24 protein-coding genes are annotated in these 21,456 nt (G+C 71.0%); 15 read left to right on the top strand and 9 right to left on the bottom strand.

What is annotated here, in order from left to right; all coding sequences use genetic code 11:
- A complete protein-coding gene (locus ACFWYW_RS20780; protein WP_379615257.1) occupies positions 1–903 on the top strand; it encodes a LysR family transcriptional regulator in 903 nt (300 codons plus the stop codon).
- On the opposite strand, the gene ACFWYW_RS20775 is transcribed toward ACFWYW_RS20780, so the two are convergent.
- Positions 896–2,011 carry an MFS transporter gene (locus tag ACFWYW_RS20775; protein WP_379615255.1) on the bottom strand — a complete coding sequence of 372 codons (1,116 nt, stop codon included), beginning with the start codon at positions 2,009–2,011 and terminating at the stop codon, positions 896–898. The two genes, ACFWYW_RS20780 and ACFWYW_RS20775, sit on opposite strands and share 8 nt — an antisense overlap.
- Before the next feature lie 90 nt (positions 2,012–2,101).
- On the opposite strand from ACFWYW_RS20775, the gene ACFWYW_RS20770 reads away from it, so the two are divergent.
- The 3 genes from ACFWYW_RS20770 to ACFWYW_RS20760 all read left to right on the top strand — a co-directional run bounded on the left by ACFWYW_RS20770 (position 2,102) and on the right by ACFWYW_RS20760 (position 5,794).
- Positions 2,102–2,416 carry an ArsR/SmtB family transcription factor gene (locus ACFWYW_RS20770; protein WP_379615253.1) on the top strand — a complete coding sequence of 105 codons (315 nt, stop codon included), beginning with the start codon at positions 2,102–2,104 and terminating at the stop codon, positions 2,414–2,416.
- A gap of 235 nt (positions 2,417–2,651) precedes the next feature.
- A complete protein-coding gene (gene hrpB / locus ACFWYW_RS20765; RefSeq protein WP_379615251.1) occupies positions 2,652–5,111 on the top strand; it encodes an ATP-dependent helicase HrpB in 2,460 nt (819 codons plus the stop codon).
- Positions 5,108–5,794, top strand: a complete 687-nt coding sequence (locus ACFWYW_RS20760; RefSeq protein ID WP_379615249.1) for a hypothetical protein — start codon at positions 5,108–5,110, stop codon at positions 5,792–5,794. Before hrpB ends, ACFWYW_RS20760 begins: the two co-directional genes overlap by 4 nt.
- Before the next feature lie 29 nt (positions 5,795–5,823).
- On the opposite strand, the gene ACFWYW_RS20755 is transcribed toward ACFWYW_RS20760, so the two are convergent.
- Positions 5,824–7,002, bottom strand: coding sequence for a pyridoxal-phosphate dependent enzyme (locus ACFWYW_RS20755; protein WP_379630376.1), 1,179 nt, complete (start codon positions 7,000–7,002; stop codon positions 5,824–5,826).
- A 56-nt stretch (positions 7,003–7,058) separates the two neighbouring features.
- On the opposite strand from ACFWYW_RS20755, the gene ACFWYW_RS20750 reads away from it, so the two are divergent.
- From ACFWYW_RS20750 to ACFWYW_RS20740, 3 genes are read left to right on the top strand one after another with little or no spacing between them, the layout of a single operon-like run.
- A complete protein-coding gene (locus ACFWYW_RS20750; RefSeq protein WP_379615245.1) occupies positions 7,059–7,907 on the top strand; it encodes an SPFH domain-containing protein in 849 nt (282 codons plus the stop codon).
- Entirely contained in the window at positions 7,900–8,061 is a 162-nt protein-coding gene (locus tag ACFWYW_RS20745; RefSeq protein WP_184958437.1) for a hypothetical protein, read from the top strand. Before ACFWYW_RS20750 ends, ACFWYW_RS20745 begins: the two co-directional genes overlap by 8 nt.
- Positions 8,062–8,104: 43 nt before the next feature.
- Complete coding sequence (locus ACFWYW_RS20740; protein ID WP_379615243.1) at positions 8,105–9,532, top strand: amidase; 1,428 nt, start codon at positions 8,105–8,107, stop codon at positions 9,530–9,532.
- Positions 9,533–9,537: 5 nt separating this feature from the next.
- On the opposite strand, the gene ACFWYW_RS20735 is transcribed toward ACFWYW_RS20740, so the two are convergent.
- Positions 9,538–10,371, bottom strand: a complete 834-nt coding sequence (locus tag ACFWYW_RS20735; RefSeq protein WP_379615241.1) for an undecaprenyl-diphosphate phosphatase — start codon at positions 10,369–10,371, stop codon at positions 9,538–9,540.
- Between the two features lie 157 nt (positions 10,372–10,528).
- Here ACFWYW_RS20735 and ACFWYW_RS20730 point away from each other — a divergent pair, with 157 nt between their 5' ends.
- Together ACFWYW_RS20730 and ACFWYW_RS20725 are read left to right on the top strand one after the other, a co-directional pair.
- Positions 10,529–11,014: a SigE family RNA polymerase sigma factor gene (locus tag ACFWYW_RS20730; RefSeq protein ID WP_379615451.1), complete on the top strand. Its 486-nt coding sequence runs from the start codon at positions 10,529–10,531 to the stop codon at positions 11,012–11,014.
- Positions 11,011–11,706 (top strand): hypothetical protein, encoded by a 696-nt coding sequence (locus ACFWYW_RS20725; protein ID WP_379615239.1) that lies wholly within the window; start codon positions 11,011–11,013, stop codon positions 11,704–11,706. The genes ACFWYW_RS20730 and ACFWYW_RS20725 overlap by 4 nt, the downstream gene beginning before the upstream one ends.
- On the opposite strand, the gene ACFWYW_RS20720 is transcribed toward ACFWYW_RS20725, so the two are convergent.
- Entirely contained in the window at positions 11,703–12,512 is an 810-nt protein-coding gene (locus ACFWYW_RS20720; protein WP_379615237.1) for an NmrA family transcriptional regulator, read from the bottom strand. The two genes, ACFWYW_RS20725 and ACFWYW_RS20720, sit on opposite strands and share 4 nt — an antisense overlap.
- 75 nt (positions 12,513–12,587) lie before the next feature.
- Between ACFWYW_RS20720 and ACFWYW_RS20715 the strand changes: the two genes are divergently transcribed.
- The 4 genes from ACFWYW_RS20715 to lipB all read left to right on the top strand — a co-directional run bounded on the left by ACFWYW_RS20715 (position 12,588) and on the right by lipB (position 14,894).
- Positions 12,588–13,499 carry an AraC family transcriptional regulator gene (locus ACFWYW_RS20715; protein WP_379615235.1) on the top strand — a complete coding sequence of 304 codons (912 nt, stop codon included), beginning with the start codon at positions 12,588–12,590 and terminating at the stop codon, positions 13,497–13,499.
- Positions 13,496–14,002 (top strand): HAD domain-containing protein, encoded by a 507-nt coding sequence (locus ACFWYW_RS20710; RefSeq protein ID WP_379615233.1) that lies wholly within the window; start codon positions 13,496–13,498, stop codon positions 14,000–14,002. Before ACFWYW_RS20715 ends, ACFWYW_RS20710 begins: the two co-directional genes overlap by 4 nt.
- A gap of 63 nt (positions 14,003–14,065) precedes the next feature.
- On the top strand, positions 14,066–14,254 hold the full coding sequence (locus ACFWYW_RS20705; protein WP_379615231.1) for a PspC domain-containing protein: 189 nt from the start codon (positions 14,066–14,068) through the stop codon (positions 14,252–14,254).
- 1 nt (position 14,255) lies between these two features.
- On the top strand, positions 14,256–14,894 hold the full coding sequence (gene lipB, locus ACFWYW_RS20700) for a lipoyl(octanoyl) transferase LipB (RefSeq protein ID WP_379615229.1): 639 nt from the start codon (positions 14,256–14,258) through the stop codon (positions 14,892–14,894).
- Here the strand turns inward: lipB and ACFWYW_RS20695 are convergent.
- Together ACFWYW_RS20695 and ACFWYW_RS20690 are read right to left on the bottom strand one after the other, a co-directional pair.
- Positions 14,891–16,417 (bottom strand): amino acid permease, encoded by a 1,527-nt coding sequence (locus ACFWYW_RS20695; RefSeq protein WP_379615227.1) that lies wholly within the window; start codon positions 16,415–16,417, stop codon positions 14,891–14,893. The two genes, lipB and ACFWYW_RS20695, sit on opposite strands and share 4 nt — an antisense overlap.
- A gap of 624 nt (positions 16,418–17,041) precedes the next feature.
- Complete coding sequence (locus tag ACFWYW_RS20690; protein ID WP_379615225.1) at positions 17,042–17,554, bottom strand: hypothetical protein; 513 nt, start codon at positions 17,552–17,554, stop codon at positions 17,042–17,044.
- A gap of 57 nt (positions 17,555–17,611) precedes the next feature.
- Here ACFWYW_RS20690 and ACFWYW_RS20685 point away from each other — a divergent pair, with 57 nt between their 5' ends.
- Complete coding sequence (locus tag ACFWYW_RS20685) at positions 17,612–18,151, top strand: AAA family ATPase (protein WP_379615223.1); 540 nt, start codon at positions 17,612–17,614, stop codon at positions 18,149–18,151.
- Here ACFWYW_RS20685 and ACFWYW_RS20680 read toward each other — a convergent pair.
- Genes ACFWYW_RS20680 through ACFWYW_RS20670 form a run of 3 tightly spaced genes read right to left on the bottom strand, consistent with a single transcriptional unit; the run spans position 18,144 to position 19,684 of the window.
- Positions 18,144–18,671 (bottom strand): type 1 glutamine amidotransferase domain-containing protein, encoded by a 528-nt coding sequence (locus ACFWYW_RS20680; protein ID WP_379615221.1) that lies wholly within the window; start codon positions 18,669–18,671, stop codon positions 18,144–18,146. The genes ACFWYW_RS20685 and ACFWYW_RS20680 overlap by 8 nt on opposite strands.
- Positions 18,646–19,257, bottom strand: coding sequence for a Pr6Pr family membrane protein (locus tag ACFWYW_RS20675; protein ID WP_379615219.1), 612 nt, complete (start codon positions 19,255–19,257; stop codon positions 18,646–18,648). Before ACFWYW_RS20675 ends, ACFWYW_RS20680 begins: the two co-directional genes overlap by 26 nt.
- A gap of 58 nt (positions 19,258–19,315) precedes the next feature.
- On the bottom strand, positions 19,316–19,684 hold the full coding sequence (locus ACFWYW_RS20670; RefSeq protein ID WP_379615217.1) for a DUF2809 domain-containing protein: 369 nt from the start codon (positions 19,682–19,684) through the stop codon (positions 19,316–19,318).
- Between the two features lie 58 nt (positions 19,685–19,742).
- On the opposite strand from ACFWYW_RS20670, the gene ACFWYW_RS20665 reads away from it, so the two are divergent.
- Entirely contained in the window at positions 19,743–21,377 is a 1,635-nt protein-coding gene (locus ACFWYW_RS20665) for an ABC-F family ATP-binding cassette domain-containing protein (RefSeq protein ID WP_379615215.1), read from the top strand.
- Positions 21,378–21,456: the final 79 nt, after the last annotated feature.

Genomic DNA, 21,456 nt, shown 5'->3' with positions numbered 1-21,456 from the left:
ATGGAACTGCGGCAGCTCGAGTACTTCGTGTCGGTGGTCGAGGAGGGCGGCTTCACCAAGGCCGCGGCCAAGCTGCACGTGGCGCAGCCCGGTGTGAGCGCGCAGGTCAAGCAGTTGGAACGGGAGCTGGGGCAGCCGTTGTTCGACCGGTCGGGGCGCAGCGTGACGCTGACCGAGGTGGGACGGGCGGTGCTGCCCTACGCGCGGGCCGCGCTGTGGGCGGTGACCGGGATGCGTGACGTCGTCGACGAGTTCACCGGGCTGCTGCGGGGGAGGGTGGTCATGGCCGTGGTGACCGCGCCCTGGGCGCTGGATCTGGCCGGGCTCCTGGCGGGCTTCCACGCCAAGCATCCGGCTGTGGAGATCACGCTCAACGAGATGGATCCGGTCACGCTCGCCGAGGCGCTGGCGGCCGGGCAGGTGGACCTGGCCCTGCTCGGGCTCGGGGCGCCGCTGCCCGCCGGGGTGGAGACCCAGGTGGTCATCGACCAGGACGTCGTGGCGGCGGTCGGGCATGGGCACCCGCTTGACGGGCGGGACTCCGTCACGGTTTCGGAGCTGCGGGACCACACGTTGATCACGCTGCCGTCGGGGACCGGGTTGCGGTCCATCCTCGAGTCGGCCTGTGCCGGTGCGGGCTTCCGGCCCCGGGTGGCGTTCGAGGCCAGTGAGCCGTACTTCCTCGCCAAGCTGGCCGGGCACGGGCTGGGGGTGGCGATCCTGCCGCGGTCGGCCACTTCGCGGCATCGCGACCTGCACGTGCTGGAGATCCGGGAGCCCGCCATGCGGGGGCAGATGGGGCTGGCCTGGCGTACCGACCAGCCCGCTGGGCCGGCGGCCCGTGCGCTGGTCGAGCACGCCAGGGCGATGATGGGCGGGCCTGGTCAGCTCTGGGTCAGGTAGTCGCCGGTGCCACGGCCGCCGGTGCGCGGCGGTAGGTGGCCAGGGTGAACAGCACCGCTGCCACGCCCAGTCCGGTGGAGAGGATGATCACGCCGGCTCTGCCGTACCACTCCAAGGCCAGGCCGCCCGTGAGGCCCGCCACGAACAGGCCCGCGTACTGGGCCGACGAGAGCAGTCCCAGTCCGATCGGCACGCTGCCGGGGACCGCGGCGACCGTCCGGTACTGCTGCGCGGGGGCCATCAGCCAGCCCACCGTTCCCCACAGGAAGGCCCAGACCAGGGCGATCGGCAGCGACAGGTTCGCGACCGGGATCAGGGCGAGGAAGACGGTCGCGGCGACGAGGCTCAGGAAGACCATCCGGCGCGGGCCGTACGCGTCGGTGAGGCGGCCGCCGAGCTGATTGCCGATGATCCCGCCCAGCCCCCACGCCCACAACACCGCGGGGAGCGACAGGTCGAAGAGCGAACCGATGTAGGTGTAGGCGGTGAATCCCGCGGAGAACATCAGCAACTGGGTCATCAGCACCGCCGCCACGCCTCGGTCGGCCAGCGGGGCGAAGCGGTCGCGCAGCCGTCCGGAGGAGGGGATCACCACTTCTGGCACCAGTACGGCCACGCCGACCAGGCCCACGACGCCGAGCGCCACCACCAGCCAGATCGTCGAACGCCAGCCGCCGGCCCCGCCGAGCCAGGTACCGAGCGGCACCCCGATCGCCGAGGAGACGCTCAGCCCGCCCATCACCAGCGCCAGCGCGCGGCCCCGGCGTTCCGGCGAGGTCAGCGCGTTGGCGACGCCGGACGCCGTCGGCGTGAACATGGCCGCCCCGGCCGCCGCGATCACCCGCGTGGCGAGGATCAAGGGGTAGGTGGGGGCGATGGCGGTCAAGGCGTTGCCCAGGATGAAGACGGCGAGCGCGATCACCAGCAGGCGTTTGCGCGGCACCCTGGCCGTGAGCGCCGCCAGCACGGGCGAGAGGATGGCGTAGGCCAGCGCGAACACCGTCGCCAACTGCCCGGCCGCCGCCACGGAGATGTGCAGGTCACGGGAGATCGGAGGGAGAAGTCCCGCCGTGACGAACATGCCCGTCCCAACAGCGAAATTTCCCACAGCAAGTGGATAAAGCCTGGAATTCACTCCCACTACGCTGGCTTATAGTTGGATGGTTGTCAAACAATGGAACTGAAGTAGAGTGGCATCATGCGCCAGCTTCCGCACCCGGACGCCAAGGACATCCAGCTCACGGAGGTGCTGAGGGTTTTGGGGGATCCCGTGCGGCTGGAACTGGTCGTCAAGCTCGCCGACGGCCGCGAGCTGTCGTGCTCCAGCGCCGGGGACGACCTCGACATCCACAAGTCGACGCTGTCGCACCACTACCGCGCGCTGCGTGAGGCCGGCGTCACCAGGACCCGGCTGAACGGTCGTGAACGCATGCTCAGCCTGCGCAGGGACGACCTCGACGCCCGCTTCCCCGGCCTGATCTCCTCCATCCTCACCGCCGCCCACCCCGCCTGAACCCGTGCCCACCCCACCCCACAACCCCACCCCACCGACGAGCGCCGCGCCGCCCGAGCCAGGGCCTACACCCGGCCTGCCCACCCCCGGGACACCTGGGTCGGCGACACCTGCGCCGGGGGACGCCTCGGGCTCTCCGGCCACCGGTTTGTCGTCGGGGATGTCGGGCGCACCCGGCTTGCCTGTCGCGGCGGCGCTTGGGTCGGGGGACGCCTCGGGCTCTCCGGTCTCCGGTGTGTCGTCCGGGTTGCCGGGCGTACGCGGCTCGGCGGGGGTGGGGGATGGTTCTGGGTCTTTGGCCGCCGGTGGGGGTGGGTTGCCGATTGCTGGGGTGTTGGGGGAGTTGTCGGGGGTGCTCGGACGGCACGGCTGTGCGGTGCTCACCGCGCCCCCCGGCACCGGCAAGACCACGGTGGTTCCCCTCGCGCTGGCCGAGGAAGGGCTGCGGGTGCTGGTGGCCGAGCCGCGGCGGCTGGCCGTACGGGCGGCCGCGCACAGGATGGGTGTCAGCTACACGATCAGGGGCGAGCGCAAGGTCGGGCGCAACCCCATGGTCGAGGTCGTGACGACGGGCGTGCTGCTGCAACGCCTCCAGCGCGACCAGGAACTCCCCGGCGTGGACGTCGTCATCCTCGACGAGTGCCACGAACGCCACCTCGACGCCGACACCGCCCTCGCCTTCCTGCTCGACGTCCGCGAGACGCTCCGCCCGGACCTGCGCCTACTGGCCACCTCCGCGACCGCCGACGCCGCGCCCCTGGCCCGCCTGCTCGGAGACGCGCCGATCGTGGCCGCGACCGGCGCCCTGCACCCCGTCGAGACCGTGTGGGCGCCGCCGCCCCGCCCGCTCGCGCCGCCGCACGGGCTGCGGGTCGATCCCGCGCTGCTGTCCCACGTCGCCTCGACGGTACGGCGGGCGCTGGCCGAACGGCAGGGCGACGTGCTGTGCTTCCTGCCCGGCGTCGCCGAGATCGGCAAGGTCGCCAGGATGCTCGCCGACGAGGACGTGCAGGTGCTCCAGGTACACGGCCAGGCCCCCGCCCACGTCCAGGACGCCGTGCTCGCCCCCGCCACCGCCCGCCGGGTCGTGCTGGCCACGTCGGTGGCCGAGTCGAGCCTGACCGTGCCCGGGGTACGCGTGGTCGTGGACTCGGGGCTGGCCCGCGAGCCGCGTACCGACCACGCGAGGGGGCTCGGCTCGCTCACCACGGTCCGCGCGTCGAAGGCGGCGGCGGTGCAGCGGGCGGGACGGGCGGGCCGTGAGGCGCCCGGCGCCGTCTACCGCTGCTGGACCGAGGCCGAACACCAGCGCCTGCCCGACCACCCGCAACCCGAGATCGCCCTGGCCGACCTGACCGGTTTCGCTCTCCAGGCCGCCTGCTGGGGCACTCCGGACGCCACCGGCCTGCGCCTCCTGACCTCGCCGCCGCCGGCCGCGATGTCCGCCGCCGCGCGTACCCTCGAAACGCTTGGAGCCCTTGAATCCGGAACCTCGCGGGTGACCGGTCGTGGGCGGCGGATGGCGCAGGTGGGCGTGCACCCGCGCCTGGCCAGGGCGCTCCTGGACGCGGGACCGGGCGCCGCGGAGGTGGTCGCCCTGCTGTCCGACCAGCTCCCCAGGGACGCCTCCGACGACCTGGCCGAGGTCTGGCGCTCGGCCCGCCGCGGCGCGCTGCCCCGCTGGCGCAAGGAGGTCGAACGCCTGACCCGCGCCGCCGCGGCGACGGGCGGGCGGCGGGGCTCCGTCGACGCGGTGGCCGGGGTGACGGTGGCGCTGGCGTTTCCCGAGCGGGTGGCGCGGCGCAGGGGCGGGGCCTATCTCATGGCGTCCGGTACGCAGGCGCAGCTCGGCGAGGGGTCGCGGCTGGGAGAGGCCGAGTGGCTGGCCATCGCGGTGGCCGACCGGCCGGCGGGGTCGGCGACCGCGCGGATCCGGCAGGCCGTGGTGATCGACGCGGACACGGCCAGGCTGGCCTGCGAGGTCACGGTCGAGGACGAGGTGGCCTGGAAGGTGCCGCCCGGGGAGCGGCGCGGTGACGTGGTGGCGCGGCGGGTCGAGCGGATGGGCGCGATCGAGCTGGGGTCCAAGCCGCTGCGGGGCGCCGAGGTGCGGGAGGCTCTGCTGTACGGCCTGCGTACCGAGGACGTGCTCACCTGGACCCCCGAGGCCGTGGCCCTGCGCGAACGCATGGCCTTCTGCCATCGGGCGGCCGGCGACCCGTGGCCGGACATGGACGCGCTGCCCGACCTGGCCGAGCAGTGGCTGGAGCCGGAGCTGTCGCGGGCGCGCCGCCGTTCCGACCTGGAACGCATCGACGTGGCCACGGCGCTGCGCAGGCTGATTCCGTGGAGCCGGCGGCTTGAGGAGGTCGCCCCGGAGCGGATCGAGGTGCCGAGCGGGTCGCGGATCCGCGTCGACTACTCGGGCGGGCAGCCGGTGCTGGCGGTCAAGCTGCAGGAGCTGTTCGGCTGGGACGACGCCCCGAAGATCGCGGGAGTGCCGCTGCTCATCCACCTGCTGTCCCCGGCGGGCCGGCCGGCGGCGGTTACGGCGGACCTGGCCTCGTTCTGGCGTGAGGGCTACCGGGCGGTACGGGCCGAGCTGCGCGGGCGCTATCCCAAACATCCCTGGCCGGAGGACCCTTTGACGGCGAAGGCCACACGCCACACCAATGCCCGGATAATGGGGAAATGACCGACGAGAGGGTGCTGGCGGCGGCGCGCAACAACGCCGAGTGGTGCGACCTGATGTCACGGGCGCACGGCATCACCGGGCACTTCGGCCCCGCGGTGTGGAGCAGCGACCGCAGGACGCCGCCCTACTACCCCGACGCCGTCACCCTCGATCCCGCGGCCACCGCCGCCGACGTGCTGGACGGCATCGACGCGGGCCCGTGGGCCTCGGTGAAGGACAGCTTCGCAGCGCTGGAGCTGGACGGCGGGTTCGAGGTGCTGTTCGAGGCGAGCTGGATCCACCGGGAGCCGCCCGTGGACGTGGCCGTGCCGGGCGAGGTGACCTGGGAGCGTGTCGAGGACGCCGCCGTCCTGCGCGCATGGGAGCGGGCCTGGAGCGGCGGGCACGACAACGAGCTGTTCCTGCCCGCGATCCTGGACGGGGCCCGGGTGCTGGCCGGCCGGGCCGAAGGCGAGATCGTCTGCGGCGCGGTGCTCAGCGGCGATGAGCGGGTGGTGGGCGTCTCGAACGTGTTCGCCGCCGGTCGCGACGTGGACGAGGCCTGGGCGGGTGTGCTCGCGATGGCCGCCCGGCTGTTCCCCGGGCGGGCGCTCGTCGGGTACGAGAGCGATGTCGCGGCCGCGGCCCGCCACGGGTTCACCGCGATCGGGCCGCTGCGCGTCTGGCTGCGCGAGGGCTCGTAGCGGCCCGCCGTACCGCTAAGAAACGTTCGTTAGAGGGCGTCGCGCCAGGTGGGGTCGGCGAGGACCTCGGCCGGGCGGGCGCCCACGCCGAGGTCCTTGAAGCCGCTGGACGTCCCGACGCACACCACAGGCCCGTCGAAGGTACGGCCAAGCGCGCGGAAGGCGGCCAGGCCCGCGGCGCCGGAGAGCTCCTGCCAGATGCCCCGGTCGGCCAGCTCCCGCTGGGCGGCGCGCATCGCGTCGTCGCCCAGCGGCACCGCCCGGCCGCCGCTGTCGCGGACCGCGCGCACGCCGCGGTGCCCGCCGACCGCGCACAGGATGGCGTAGGCGTCGGAAGGGCCAGCCTCGACGATCGCGGCGGGTTCGCCGTCGGCCAGCGCCCGCGCGGTCGGGGCGCCGGCGGCCGGTTCGCCGGCGAACATGAGCGGCACGTCCGTCGTCGCGCCCGTGCGGCGCAGCTCGGTGAAGCCCTTCCAGACGCCGTAGAGGAGCTCGCCGTAGCCGGTCGGCGTGAACACCGCCGCCGGGACCCGGCCGAGCTGCGCGAACAGCTCGTAGGCGATGGTCTTGTAGCCCTCGGGGCCGTAGGGGTGGCCGGTGTGGGTGACGGTCTGGTTGCTGACCGGGTGGTAGCCGAGCTCGTCGACGATGTCGCGCAGCAGCGGCCAGCGTCTGTCCGCGTCCACGGTCAGGACCTTCGCCCCGTACGCGCGCACGAACGACTGCACGGCGGGCGGCGAGTCGGCGGAGGCGAGCACGACGGCCTTGAGCCCGGCGCGGGCGGCGTAGGCGGCGGCCGAGGCGCCGTGGTTGCCGGAGGAGGCGACGACCACGCCGGGGGCGCCGGCGGCGAGGGCGGCGCTGACGGTGACGCGGTTGAGCCGGTCCTTGTGCGACCAGGTGGGGTTGCGGGACTCGTCCTTGAGGTGAACGCCGCCGCCGAGGTCCAGCAGCGGGGTGCCGCCCTCGCCCAGGGTGGGCGCGTGGAGCGGCGGCAGCAGCGGCGACCACCGCGCGATGTCGGGCAGCGGCGCCTGCTCGAACAGCCCGGCGGGCACCCGGTCGTAGTCGTAGTCGACGTCGAGCGGGTAGGCCAGGGCGTCGGTGCTGGTCTTGGGGCAGCCGCGGGTGAGCGGGGGGACGAGGGGATAGCCGATCGAGGGGTCGCCCAGTGAGCGCTGGGCGACGGCAAGCGATGGAGCGGTCACGCGTTCGAGCCTAGTGGGCTATCATCGTGATATCACTTCGATAGCAAGGAGTCGCGATGGAACGACGTGCCTTCCGCCTCAACGGGTTCCTGGTCCTGATCGTGGCGATCGCGCTGGCCGTGGTGGCGGGGCTGACCCTGCTCAACAGCGGCCTGTCCGGGCTGGTGCTCGCGATCGTCCTCGGGCTGGTCGTGCTGCTCATCCTCACCGGGTTCGCCGTGATCAACCCGAACGAGGCCAATGTCGTGCAGTTCATGGGCCGTTACGTCGGCACGGTCACCGACACCGGCCTGCAGTGGGTGTTCCCGCTCACCACGAAGCGCAAGGTCACGCTCAGGGTCCGCAACTTCGAGACGGCCAGGCTGAAGGTGAACGACGCCGACGGCAGCCCGGTGGAGATCGCCGCCGTCGTCGTCTACAAGGTCACCGACGCCGCGCGGGCCGTGTTCTCGGTCGACGACTACGAGGAGTACGTCTCCATCCAGTCGGAGGCCGCCGTGCGCCACCTGGCCACCACCCATCCGTACGACTCGCACGAGGAGGCCCGCACCAGCCTGCGCGACGGCACCACCGTCGCCGAGGAGCTCACCACCGAGTTGCGCGAGCGCACCGAGCTGGCCGGGGTCGAGGTGCTGGAGGCGCGCATCACCCACCTGGCCTACGCGCCCGAGATCGCCCAGGCCATGCTGGTCCGCCAGCAGGCCGCCCAGGTGGTCGCGGCGCGGACGCGCATCGTCGAGGGCGCGGTGGGGATGGTCCAGCTCGCGCTGAACCGGCTCGCCGCCGAGGGCGTGGTCGACCTCGACGAGGAGCGCAAGGCGCAGATGGTCTCCAACCTGCTGGTCGTGCTGTGCGGCGACCGCGCGACCCAGCCGGTGGTGAACGCCGGCAGCCTCTATGCCTGACAAGAAGAAGCTCCTGCTGCGCCTGGATCCGGCCGTCTACGACGCCATCGCCAAGTGGGCGGCCGACGACCTGCGTAGCGTGAACGGGCAAATCGAGTTCGCGTTGCGCCTGGCCTTGAAGGAAGCCGGTCGGGAGCCTCGCACCGAACGCTAGAAACCTGCAGACTCTATGCATGTTGTGGGCAGGAAGGTCCGCCGTGGAGATCGCGGCAGCCGTACGGCATGGGGACGTCGCGCCGGAGATCGTCGTCGAGGAGCATCTCCAGGTGATCGCCGAGCGCGATCCACGGCTCGGGGCCTTCCGCCTGGTCAGGGCGCGCGCGGTCGAAGAGGCGCGGGCGGTGCGCAAGCGCCGCGACCTGGCCGACCTGCCGCTGGCCGGGGTGCCCGTGGCGGTCAAGGACAACCTGGAGGTGGCGGGCGAGGCGTGCCGCCACGGCTCGGCCGCCACGTCCGACGCCCCAGCGCGCGCGGACCATCCCGCCGTCGCCCGCCTGCGCGCGGCGGGCGCGGTCGTGGTGGGCCTGACCAACCTGCCCGAGCTGGGCCTGGTGGGCTTCGGCGACAGCGCCTACGGCACCGTCAGAAACCCCTGGGACCTCTCCCGTACGGCCGGCGGCTCCTCCTCCGGCGCCGCGGCCGCGGTGTCGGCCGGCATGGTCCCGATCGCCCTCGGCAACGACGGCATGGGCTCCCTGCGCATCCCCGCGGCCTGCTGCGGGGTGCTGGCGTTGAAGCCGGGTCCTGGCGTGGTCCCGCCGCCGGTCAACGACTGGCGGGGCCTGACCGAGAACGGGCCGCTGGCGTGGAGCGTGGCCGACCTGTCGCTGGCGTTGTCGGTGCTGGCCGCAGACCCGGGCCTGGCCGAGTCGTGGCGGACCGGTTCGCGGACGGAGCCGACGCGCCCGATGCTCCGCTCGGTCTGGGCCGACGACGGCGACGACCAGACCTGGGAGCACCGTCCGATCCGGCCGGACGCGAACGGCCCCTTCGACCTGCGCGTGGCCTACGCGCCGCAGCCGCTTCCCGCGGGCCTGTCCATGGACAGGGAGTTCCGGGCGGCGGTGGAGGCGGCGGCCGAGACGCTGCGGGTGGCCGGGCACACGATCGTGGAGCACGAGGAGCGCCTGCCCGCCTGGCTCGGACCCGCCACGATCGCCGCCTGGCTGGTCCGCTCCGGCGAGGCCGCCGACGGCCTGGACCGCGGCCGCCTGGAGCGCCGCAGCCGCGCGCTCGGCCGGGCCGGGCGGGTGCTGGCCAGGCTCTCGCTCGACGGCACGAAGGGCAGGGAACGCTGGAGTGGCTACGGCGCCGACCGCTGGTTCGGTGACGCGGACGTGCTCATCACCCCGACGCTGGCCGCGGTGCCGCCCCGCGCCGACGGGTGGGCACAGCGGGGCCTGCTCAGCAACGTGCTGGCCAACGCCAGGTACGCGCCGGCGACGGGCCCGTGGAACATGTGCGGCTGGCCGGCGCTGTCGGTGCCGATCGCCACCCACTCGACGGGCCTGCCGATCGCCGTGCAGCTCATCGCGCCACCCGGCGGCGAACCCCACCTGCTCGGCCTCGCCGCCCAGCTGACCACCGCGCATCCGGCGGTGCGCCCGCCGGGCTACTCGCTCTAGCTGTTCTAGCTGGGCATGGGCGAGATCCAGCCCAGCGCGATGCACAGGAAGATGAACGCCCCGAGCGCGATCCGGTAGATGACGAAGCCGGTGAAGCGGTGGGTGCTGATGTAGCGCAGGAACCAGGCCACGGCCGCGTAGCCGACCACGAACGAGATGATCGTGGCCAGGATCGTCGGGCCCCACGCGGGCGCCTGGCCCTCGCCGATCTCGGTCAGTTCCAGCAGGCCGGACGACAGCACCGCAGGGATGGCCAGCAGGAAGGAGTACTTGGCCGCGTCCTCGCGCCGGTAGTCGAGCAGGAGGCCGGCGGTGATGGTGCCGCCGGAGCGGGAGACGCCGGGGATCAGGGCGAGCGACTGGGCGAAGCCGTACACGATGGCGTGGGTGAAGCTGAGGTGCTTCTCCAGCGTGAGCTTGTTGCGGGCGGTGCGGTCGGCGAACCACAGGATGATCGCGAAGACGATGAGCGTGGTGGCGATGATGCGCAGGTCGCGGAAGACGGTCTCGATCTCGGTCTTGAACAGCAGGCCGAGCGCGCCGATGGGGAGCGAGCCGACGATGATGAACCAGCCCATCCGGGCGTGGAACTCGGCCCGCAGCGCGGGGGTCCACAGGGAGCGGGTCCAGGTGGAGATGATCTGCCAGAGTTCCTTGCGGAAGTAGATCAGGACCGCGGTCTCGGTGCCGAGCTGGATCACCGCGGTGAAGGCGGCGCCCGGGTCCTGCCAGCCGACGAGTTCGGAGACGACGCGGATGTGCGCGCTGGAGGAGATCGGGAGGAACTCCGTCAGGCCCTGGATCAGGCCCAGGACAACAGCTTCGAGCCAGCCGATCACGCGTATACCCTCCCACGCCCGTCTCTTTGACGAAGCGAGGTTATCGGTCGTTGGGGTTGGGTGGTGACAGCGTTGCTCATGGGGAGCAGGGATGGATCCGGAAATTTCTGGAAACGGGGGTCATCCGGTTGGGGTGGTCCAGACCGTAGTACCGGTGATGGACACTTTCGCCGAGTACGTGATGACGCGGTCAGCGCGGCTGCGCCGTACCGCCTATGCGCTCACCGGCGACTGGGACACCGCGGACGACCTCGTCCAGACCGCCCTGGCCAAGGCGTGGACGGCCTGGCGGCGGATCGACGGCGACCCGGATCCGTACGTCTACCGCATCCTCACCCACACCCACGCCTCCTGGTGGCGGCGGAGGTGGCGGGGCGAGGTGCCGACCGAGCGGCTGCCCGAGATCCCGGGCGGCGACTTCTCGGCCGAGGCGGAGGAGAAGGCCGCCGTGTGGTCGGCGATCCGGGAGCTGTCCGGGCGGCAGCGCGCGGTGATCGTCCTGCACTACTTCGAGGAACTGACGCTCCCGCAGTGCGCCCAGGTGCTGGGTTGTTCGCTCGGCACCGTGAAGACGCAGCTCGGCAGGGCGCTGGCCAAGCTGCGCGTACATCCGGGCATCCGGTCGGAGGAGGCGGCGCGATGACGTTCACCGAGGACGACCTGCGGGCGCTGCTGGACGAGCGCACCGCACCCGCACCAGAAAGGCCGACAGACGTGACCCAGATCGTACGGCGGGGCCGCCGGATGCTGATGATCCGGTGGGGGATGAGCGCGGTGCTGGCGGGGGCCGCCGCGCTGGTCGCGTTCCTGCTGATCCCCGGGCAGAGCCCGGACCCGGATCCGGCCCCGGTGGCCGCCGCGACCCCCTCGGGGACGCCGTCACGGACGGTCGAGCGGGAGCCTTCCCCCACTCTCGGCGGCAAGAACCGCTCCGACGGGCTCTACTCCGACACCTCGGCCGTCGGCTACGACCTGAAGCTCACCCCCAAGTCCGCCACCGTCGTGGTGCGGTGCGAGGAACCGGGCGCCTGGGTGGTCCTGTCGTTCAAGGACGGGGCCGCCCGGGATGGGGCCACGGCCCCGTGCGCCGGCCACGGAACCCGGTTCGAGCTGGCCGGGAAGGCCACGAGCGTGCGCGTCTGGGTGTTCCCGGCCAGCGCTCCGGTGGTGGACCGGCCGCTCAAGGACTGCGTGCTGGTCGACAAGGAGAAGGGGCTCTGCGACGGCAGGTACGCCGCCGCCGAGCTCGTCCGCTATGACGTCGCCCTCTCGCTCGCCGCCGACCTGGGCGTACAGCCCGGGGGCTGGTCGGCCGGGGTCTACGACCGGCCCTAGACCTTCCACGCCTGAGCCGCCTGCTTGGCGTACTCGGTGAAGTCGCGGGCCGGTCGGCCGAGGGCCTGCCGTACCCCGTCGGCGAGGCTTTCGTTACGGCCGTCGAGGACCTCGGCGAACAGCGCGTTGAGACCGTGGGCCTCGTCCTCGGGCACGCCGGCCGCGATGGCGCCGGCGGCGAACTCCTCCGGCGTGACCGAGACGTAGGCGACCTCGCGCCCGGTCGCGGCGCTGATCGTGGCGGCGGCCTCGGCGAAGCTGATCAGGCGGGGGCCGGTCAGCTCGTAGACCTTGCCGCCGTGGCCGTCCTGGGTCAGCGCCGCGGCGGCGACGTCGGCGATGTCCTCCACGTCGACGAAGGGCTCGGTGACCTCGCCGGCGGGCAGCGCGATGGTGCCGCTCAGCACCGGGTCCAGGAGCCAGCCCTCGTCGAAGTTCTGCATGAACCAGGAGCAGCGCACGACCGTCGCCTCGACGCCGGCGCCGAGGACGACCTGCTCGGCCTCCTGGGCGAGTTCCTCGTTGCGGCCGGACAGCAGGACCAGCCTGCGCACGCCCGCCGCGACGGCGATCTCGGTGAAGGTGCGGATCCGGTCGAGCGCGCCGGGGAAGGCGAGGTCGGGGTAGTAGGTGATGTAGACGGCGTGGACGTCGCGGACGATGGGCGCCCAGGTGGAGTCGTCCTCCCAGTCGAACGCCGGGCGCGAGCCCCTGCGCACGTCGAGGCCCATCGCCTCAAGCCGCTCGACCACGCGGCGGCCGGTCTTGCCGTTGGAACCGAGAACCAGTGTCGTGTTGTTCGTCATGCCTCATAGTTAAGCGGCCGCGAATGAGACTGGACATGGTTGAAACGCGCCATTCCATATGCGATCGTCTCAAGCATGGACCAGCTTGCCGCACTCCTCGACGGGCCGCGTGCCCGGGGCGCCTTTCTGCTGCGTGCCCTCCTGGATCCGCCCTGGTCGATGCGGGTGGAGGACCAGGCGCCGCTCACCGTGGTGGGGGTGGTCAAGGGGGAGGCGTGGGTGGTGCCGCGGGGCGGCGCGCCCGTCCGGATCAGCCCCGGTGAGGTGGCGATCGTGCGCGGGCCGGACGAGTACGTCGTGGCCGACCAGCCGGACACCACACCCCAGATCATCATCGGGGCCGACCAGCACTGCACCACGCTGGACGGCGAATCGCTCTACCAGTCCATGGACCTGGGCGTGCGTACCTGGGGAAACAGCGCCGACGGCGACACCACCATGATCGTCGGGACGTACGCGATGGAGACCGAGGTCGGCAGGCGGCTGCTGGAGGCATTGCCGAAGCTCCTCGTGCTCCCGGGCGGCCCGCTGATCGGCCTGCTCGGCGCCGAGATGGTCCGCGACGAACCCGGCCAGGAAGCCGTACTCGACCGGCTGCTCGACCTACTGCTGATCTCCACGCTGCGCTCCTGGTTCGCCGACCACGAGGCGCCCGCCTGGTACCGCGCCCAGAGCGACCCGATCGTCGGCAAGGCCATGCGCATGCTCCACAACAACCCCGCCCACCCCTGGACCGTCGCCTCCCTGGCCGCCGAGGTCGGCGTCTCGCGGGCCTCGCTGGCCAGGCGCTTCACCGAACTCGTGGGCGAGCCGCCGATGGCGTTCCTCACCGACTGGCGCCTCGCCCTCGCCGCCGACCTGCTGCGCGAGCCCGGCGCCACCATCGGCTCCGTCGCCAGGAAGGTCGGCTACGGCAGCCCGTTCGCCCTCAGCACCGCCTTCAAACGGGTACGCGGCGTCAGTCCCCAGGAATACAAGGTCGGATGAAACCCCTGGTGCTCGTCGACATCGACGGCGTGCTCAACCCGCTCGGCCGGCCGTCCGCGGACTTCCGGCGCTACCGGTGCGTGCTCGAAGGCGAGACCTACACGGTCCACCTCAACCCGCGGCACGGCACCTGGCTGCTCGAACTGGCCGTGCGGGCCGGCGCCGAACTTGTGTGGGCGACCACCTGGGAACACCACGCCAACGAATGGATCGCCCCCCGCCTCGGGCTGCCCACTTTGCCGGTCATCCGGGTGGCCCAGGATCGGCCCAGCGAGGTGGGGGAGATGTTCAAGACGCCGCACGTGGCCGCGTACGTGCGGGGGCGGCCGTTCGTGTGGTTCGACGACCTGCTGTTCTCCGCCGACGAGCACTATCTCAGGGACCACCCGGACGTCGGCGACTTCTTCCTCGTCCAGGTCGACCCGAAAAGGGGACTGACCAGGCAACATTTCGACCTCGCCGCCGAATGGCTCACCCTGTCAGGGTTTTCTCAGGGTCCATAGTGGAACGCGAATCACCTGGTTGTCCGTTTTACCAGGTGAGTTCGCAACCAACGGAGGAGCGAGATGTACCGCTCGAAGGAGCACAGGATTCTGGCCGGCGTCTGCGGCGGCATCGCGGACAAGCTCGGCTGGTCGCCCACTGTCGTGCGGGCGCTGTGGCTGCTGCTGTCGCTGCTGCCCGGCCCCATGTGGGTGCTTTACATCATTCTCTGGATCGTCCTGCCCAACGGCCCGCGGAGCTACGCTCACTAGTATGAAGTCGCGCCCGCTCACGCTCATCCAGGACGATCTCGTCGGCTACGACCAGGCGATGGACCGCATGACCGACCTGGTCGGTCAACGGCAGAGAGACGAGCGGCGCGACACGCTGTGGTTGCTGAGCCACCCGATGGTCTTCACCGTCGGGCGGCGCACGCCACTGGAGCACCTGCCCGACCCCGCCCGCGGGGTGCCGGTCGTGGAGACCGGCCGTGGCGGCCAGCTGACCTACCACGGCCCCGGCCAGCTCGTCGGATACCTCATCGTCAAGCTCGGCGAGGACGAGGGCATCGTCGACTACGTCCGCGAGGTGGAGCTCCGCCTCGTCGAGGCGCTGGGCAAGCTCGGCCTGCCCGCCGAGCGCCGCGACACCCCGCCCGGCCACGAGCTCCTGACCGGCGTCTGGACCAGCGAGACCAGCCGCAAGATCGCATCGATCGGGATGCGGCAGAGCCGCGGCGTCACCAGCCACGGCTTCGCCCTCAACGTCGACGGCGACCTCGAACCCTGGCACTGGGCGGTGGCGTGCGGCATGCCGGACGTCGACATGACCTCGGTCAAGCGCGAACTGGACGCCGCCACCATGACCGAGGTCCGCGAGACCGTCGCGACCGCCTTCGAAGCCTCCGCTTAGGGAGTGGGGATCTTGTCCACGGTACGGCGGGGCCCGGTGAACCAGCGCTTCGCCGACAACGTCCACCACAGGGCGATGCCCGCCAGCACCACGCCCACCGCGATCGGCGCGTAGTTGACCGCCGTCCAGGTGAACTCGGCGTTGCCCGGAACCCCCTTGGGCGAGACCGGCATGATGAAGTAGATCGAGATGACGATGATCTCGATGACGGCGATCCAGTTCAGGACCTTGTACTTCGAGCCCAGCGTCCACGGACCCGGCACGAACGCGGCGCCCTGCTTCAGCCGCAGCCAGATCGGGATCAGGAAGGCCAGGTAGAGGCCGATGACCGCGATCGACACCACCGCGAGGAAAGCCACCGGCGCGGCCGTACCGGGAGGGGCCCACAGGGCCGGGAGCGTGATCAGCAGGGCCACGCCGCAGCCGGCGAGGATGGCGTTGACCGGGGTGCGGTTGACGTTCACGCGCGACCACAACCGCCAGCCGGGCACCGCGCCGTCCCGCGAGAACGCGTAGGTCATCCGCGACATCGAGGTCACGCAGCTCATCCCGCAGAAGAACTGGCCGAGCGTCGAGATCGCCAGGATCAGCGTCGCCGGAGCCCAGTCGAGCGCGGTCGTGAAGATCGTCGCCACCGCGCCGCCGCTCTCGTTGATCGCGTTCACGTCCGTGGCCGCGAACAGGAACGCCAGCAGCACGATCCAGCCGCCGATCGCCGAGTAGAAGATCGACTTCCACAGCCCCTTGGCCGCCGACATGGCCGCGCCGTGGGTCTCCTCCGAGACATGCGCGCACGCGTCGAACCCGGTGATCGTGTACTGCGTCAGCAGGAAGCCCAGCGGCAGCACGTAGAACCAGAACGGCAGGCCGCCCGTCCCGTCGCCGAAGCCGGAGTTGTTGATCGTCTCGGTGAACACGAACGAGACCGACTGGTGCTGCTGAGGCAGGAACACCAGAAGCCCGACGACGACCGCGGCCCCCGCCACGTGCCACCAGACGGAGATGTTCTGCAGCACCGAGATCAGGCGGTGGCTGTAGATGTTGATCAGCGCGTGGAGAATGAGGATCACCGCGAAGAAGCCGAACACCCTGGCCAGGCTGGGTTCCCAGCTGGGAAAGAACTGGGTGAGCGTGAGGTCGAGGAAGGTGGCGCAGCCGTAGTCGACCGAGGCGGTGACCGCGATCAGGCCCACCAGGTTGAGCCAGCCGGTGAACCAGCCGTGGACGGGCTTGCCGAGCTTGGCCGCCCACCAGTAGATGCCGCCCGCCGTCGGATAGGCGGAGACGAGCTCGGACATGCAGAAGCCGATGATCAGGATGAAAATCGAGATCAGGGGCCAGCCCCAGGAGATGGCGACCGGGCCGCCGTTGTTCCAGGCTTGGTAGAAGGTGGTGAAGCAGCCGGCGAGGATGGAGATGATCGAGAAGGAGATGGCGAAATTGGAGAAACCGCTCCAGGTTCGTGCGAGTTCCTGCTTGTAACCCAGCTCGGCGAGTCGTTTGGAATCCTCATCCACAGTCATGTGGTCTCCTCGGGGGGTTCTTTGGTCTACCTCTAGACCAATTCGTTCCTCCGATCAAGCGGTTACACGAGAGTTTCAAGGTAGTAAGAGATCCTCTTGGTATTTCGACCCCACCCGACAAGCTCGGTCTTGCTTCGGTGCGCGCTTCGCGCGATGGGGGCAAGGCTGTGCTTCCAGTCGAGCCGGGGGCTCGACCCCGTGTCGGGCCTCGCTTCGCTCGGGCTGTCTTCCTGGGATTCCCGCCCGTTGCCCGGTTGGGTGGTTGGGCAGTTGGAGCCCACCCGACAAGCGAGGTGCTCCGCTTCGCTCCGCGCGTTCTCCCCGGCCCCCGCCCGTTGCCCAGCTTGGTGGTCAGGCGGTTGGAGCCCACCCGACAGGCTAGGTCTTGCGGTGGCGCGCACCCCGGCTCCACCCGCTGCCCAGCTAGGTGGTCAGGCCGCTGGAGCCCACCCGGCCAGCTCGCTACTGGGTGCGCGTTCCGCGCAGTGGGGCAAGGCCGTGCTACCGGTCGAGCCCAACCTCAACCCCCGAGGTACGGACAACCCGAAGCGCATACCCGGGGACAGCCCCGTTGGGGCACCAGGTCAAGGTCACCCGCCCCCGCCGCAGGACCCGGTGGCCATGTCAGGGTTCAGGGGAGATGGACACCGTCCCCCGGGTCACGAGCTCGCCGTTCCGGAGGAAGGCCGGTTCGAGGACATCGTCCTCATAGAAACGCATGTGCAAGGAGAGATCGAACGCCGACTCGCGCACCCTCCGGTCAAGCCATCGGATGAATTGTGTCGCCAGGTCGAAGTCGTCCGCGTGGATCTCCTGGCGTGAGGTCAACGCCCACCCAGGCCGCCGCTCATCTGGACCGCGACGCTCTAGCGCCGAGAAGAGCACCCCGCGGATTCTGGCGGCCGCCCCACGCTGGGCCAGCGCCGGGAGCCGTACCGCAGCCCAGTACCCTTCCCCGCTCGCCGCGACCCGGGGATCGTCAGGGTCGTCAACGAACTCCGCGGGAAAGTCGGTCACGATGGTGAACTCCTCCGGCTCCGGCCCAAGCCCGAGGTGCCATCGGAGTTCGGCCGCCTCGGTTTCGGAGAGGTCATCGGGGAGGTCGGCTGTCACCAGCAGTTCGTACAAGTCCGCCATGGCTGGAGATTTTTACATATGCGGTTCGGGCGCGAGGTGGTGATCTAGCATCCGGGCATGCCCGTCGTCCTCGTGAACGGCCTGCCCGGCTCGGGCAAGACCACGCTGGCCCAAGCGCTGGCCGGCGCCCTCGCGCTGCCTCTTCTCAGCAAGGACAGGGTGAAGGAGACGCTGGCCGACGTACTCGGCGCCGCCCCGCCCGGCACGTCCCCGGCCGAGTGGAGCCGCAGGCTCGGCATGGCCGCCGCCGAGACCCTCTGGACTCTGCTGGCCGACGCACGCGGCGGTGCCGTACTGGAGAGTCCTTGGTTGCGGGACCTTCGCCCGGTGGTCGTGGACGGGTTGCGGCGGGCGGGGGTGGCGGTTTCGCAGGAGGTGTGGTGTGACGTTCCCGCGGATCTCGCCCTGCGGCGGTATCGGGCGCGTGCCGGGCGGCACCCGATTCATCTTGACTCCCGGGTGGACGACGAGCTCTGGCGTCACTGGGTACGGCAGGCGGAACCGCTCGCGCTCGGGCCTGTGCATCGGGTGGACACCACGGGCCCGGTTGACGTCGCGGCTCTGGCCGGGCGGGTGACGGCGGCCCGCGTCAGGTGATCGTGTCTACCAGGGCGTGGCAGAACGCCTTGAGGTCGTCGGGTTTGCGGCTGGTGATCAGGGTGCTCGGGGCGTCGGTGTCCACCACGATCTCCTTGTCGACCCAGGTGGCTCCGGCGTTGCGCAGGTCTGTTCGCAGGCTGGGCCAGGAGGTCAGGGTGCGGTTCTGGACCACGTCGGCTTCGATGAGGGTCCAGGGCGCGTGGCAGATGGCCGCCACCGGCTTGCCGCTGTCGAAGAAGCCGCGGACGAAGTCGACGGCCTGCGGGACCGTGCGCAGGAGGTCGGGGTTGGCCACGCCGCCGGGGAGTACGAGGGCGTCGAAGTCGGCGGCGCTCACCTCGTCCACGGTGGCGTCCACGGCGAAGACGTCGCCCTTGTCGAGGTGGTTGAAGCCCTGGATGGAGCCGGGGGCGGTGGAGATCAGGCGCGGGGTGCCGCCGGCTTGTTTGACGGCCTTCCAGGGGTCGAGCAGTTCGATCTGCTCCACGCCTTCAGGGGCTGCGAGGAATGCGATCATCTTTCCCTGCATGATGATTTCTCCCTTTCTGAGCCCCCTTTCCGGGTGTTGTGGAGATATGCGAGAGGGCGATCAGCGCGTACCCGGCGATGAGGAACACGGCGCTGAATCCCAGCCCCGCCAGCACATAGTCGAACAAGCCGATCTCGGTCAGGTGCAGGTGGCGGCGGGCCATTCTGACCGGTAGGCCCGGGGCGGTGAGTAACACCAGTACCGCGTATCCCAGGGGGAAGGCCAGCCACTTGAACGGGTCGGCCCAGCCGGGGCGGCGGGTGTGGGTGAAGGCGGTCCAGTCGACCAGGACCATCAACGGCGTGACCCAGTGGAGCAGCAGGTTGCGGGCGGACTGGGGCAGGGGGAGGGCGAAGAAGGCGACGACTCCGGTCACGACCAGATACAGGGTGACGGCGCCGCGGACGGAGGGACCGCCTTCGCGACGGGCGGCCAGGAGCCACAGGTAGTAGGCGGCCAGCACGGTGTTGCTCTGCACCGTGAACGTCACCCAGGGATTGCGTAGTTCGACGAGTGCGAGTGCGACTCCGGTGAGTGCGGCGGTCACCAGCAGGATTCGCCATAAGGTACGCATGAACACCGGCCTTAGCGTCGCGCAATGCGGCGGATTGGTACAACCAATGGCCCGGCACTCACGCGTCGGCCCCGCCCCCTGAAGGCGCGCGGCGGAGGATGACGTGGTGGGCCGCCGCGGACAGGGTGGCGCCGGTGGCGTACCAGAAGAGGTCGGGTGGGTTGAAGGTGCTGCCGAGGAGTGGGCGCAGGGCGGTGGGGATGCCGGCGAGCTGGGTGAACTCGATGGACCAGCTCACGCCGCAGGCCAGCAGGGCGGCGGTCCAGGGGCGCACGTGCGGGCGGATGAAGACGATCACCAGGTAGATCAGCACGGTGTAGAGGGCGTCGCCGGAGTACTTGGCGAAGGGGCCGGAGAACAGTGCGCGTACGCCCAGGCCCGCGGCCACGGTGACGGCGGCGGCTACCGCGGTGGGCAGGCGGGACATTCCCCAGAGCCTAAATGGTTTCGACCGGGGCGCGCGCGGCTGGCTAGCATCAATGCACGTGAGCGCGACGATGGTAGTGAAGAATCTGGCGGCGGGGCACGGGGAGCGGGTGTTGTTCTCCGGGCTCGACCTGGTGGCGGGGCCGGGTGACGTGATCGGGCTGGTCGGCGCCAACGGCGCGGGCAAGTCGACGTTGCTGCGGATGCTCGCCGGGATCGACGCGCCGGAGGAGGGCGAGATACGGCTGAGCCCGGCCACGGCCGTCGTCGGCCACCTGCCGCAGGAGCCGGAGCGCCGGCCGGGGGAGACGGTCAGGGCGTTCCTGGCCAGGCGTACGGGCGTGACGAAGGCGCAGAAGGATCTCGACGCGGCCACTCAGGCCATCGTGGAGCAGGCCCCGGGCGCCGACGACGTCTACAGCGTCGCCCTGGAGCGCTGGTTGTCGCTGGGTGGCGCGGACCTGGACGAGCGGGCCGAGGAAGTGGCCGCTGAGCTGGGGCTGAAGATCGACCTGGATCAGCCCATGACGACGCTGTCCGGCGGGCAGGCGGCTCGGGCCGGGCTGGCGTCTCTGCTGCTCAGCCGGTATGACCTGTTCCTGCTCGACGAGCCCACCAACGACCTCGACCTCGACGGGCTCGACCGGCTGGAGACGTTCGTGCGGGGGCTGCGGGCGGGCACCGTGGTGGTCTCGCACGACCGTGAGTTCCTGGCCAGGACCGTGACGAAGGTGCTGGAGCTGGACCTGGCCCAGCAGCAGGTCAACCTGTACGGAGGCGGTTACCAGGCTTATCTGGACGAGCGCGAGGTGGCCCGCAGGCATGCGCGCGAGCAGTACGAGGAGTATGCCGACACCCGCGCCGGGCTGGAGGCCCGCGCGCGCACGCAGCGGGCGTGGATGGAGAAGGGCGTCAAGAACGCCCGCCGCAAGATGCCCGACAACGACAAGATCGGACGCAACGCCCGCATCGAGACCACCGAGAAGCAGGCGGCGAAGGCCAAGCAGACCGAGAAGATGATCGAGCGCCTGGACGTCGTGGAGGAGCCGCGCAAGGAGTGGGAGCTGCGGATGGAGATCGCCGTCGCCCCCCGCGCGGGCGCCGTCGTGGCCACGGTACGCCAGGGCGTGGTCCGGCGGGGCGGCTTCACCCTGGGCCCGGTCGACCTGGAGATCGGCTGGGCGGAGCGCGTGGCGATCACCGGGGCCAACGGCTCCGGCAAGACGACGTTGCTCGGCGCGCTGCTCGGCCGCGTTCCCCTGGACGAGGGCCACGCGGCGCTGGGTCCCGGTGTCGTGGTCGGTGAGGTGGACCAGGCCAGAGGGCTGTTCGTGGGCGAGGAGCCGCTGATCGACGCCTTCACCCGCGAAGCTGGGCTGGTTCCGGGTGAGGCGCGTACGCTGCTGGCCAAGTTCGGGCTGCGGGCGGGGCATGTGCCGCGCGCCGCCGCGACGCTCTCACCCGGCGAGCGGACCCGCGCGGCGCTGGCGCTTCTGCAGGCCAGGGGCGTCAACCTGCTGGTGCTCGACGAACCCACGAACCACCTCGACCTGCCGGCGATCGAGCAGCTGGAGTCGGCGCTGGCGAGCTACCCCGGCACGCTGCTGCTGGTGACCCATGACCGGCGCATGCTGGAGGCCGTGCAGGTGGATCGCCATCTCAAGGTCGACGCCGGGCAGGTCTTTGAAAATTAACACCGCTCCAGGAAACGAGAATGAAACAATTTTCCGCCACTCGTTGACACGCGACTACGGGATGGTGTGCCTTTCTCTA

Source organism: Nonomuraea sp. NPDC059023, from assembly GCF_042740095.1.
GTDB lineage: Bacteria > Actinomycetota > Actinomycetes > Streptosporangiales > Streptosporangiaceae > Nonomuraea.
This window is presented reverse-complemented; position numbering and strand designations above follow the sequence as displayed.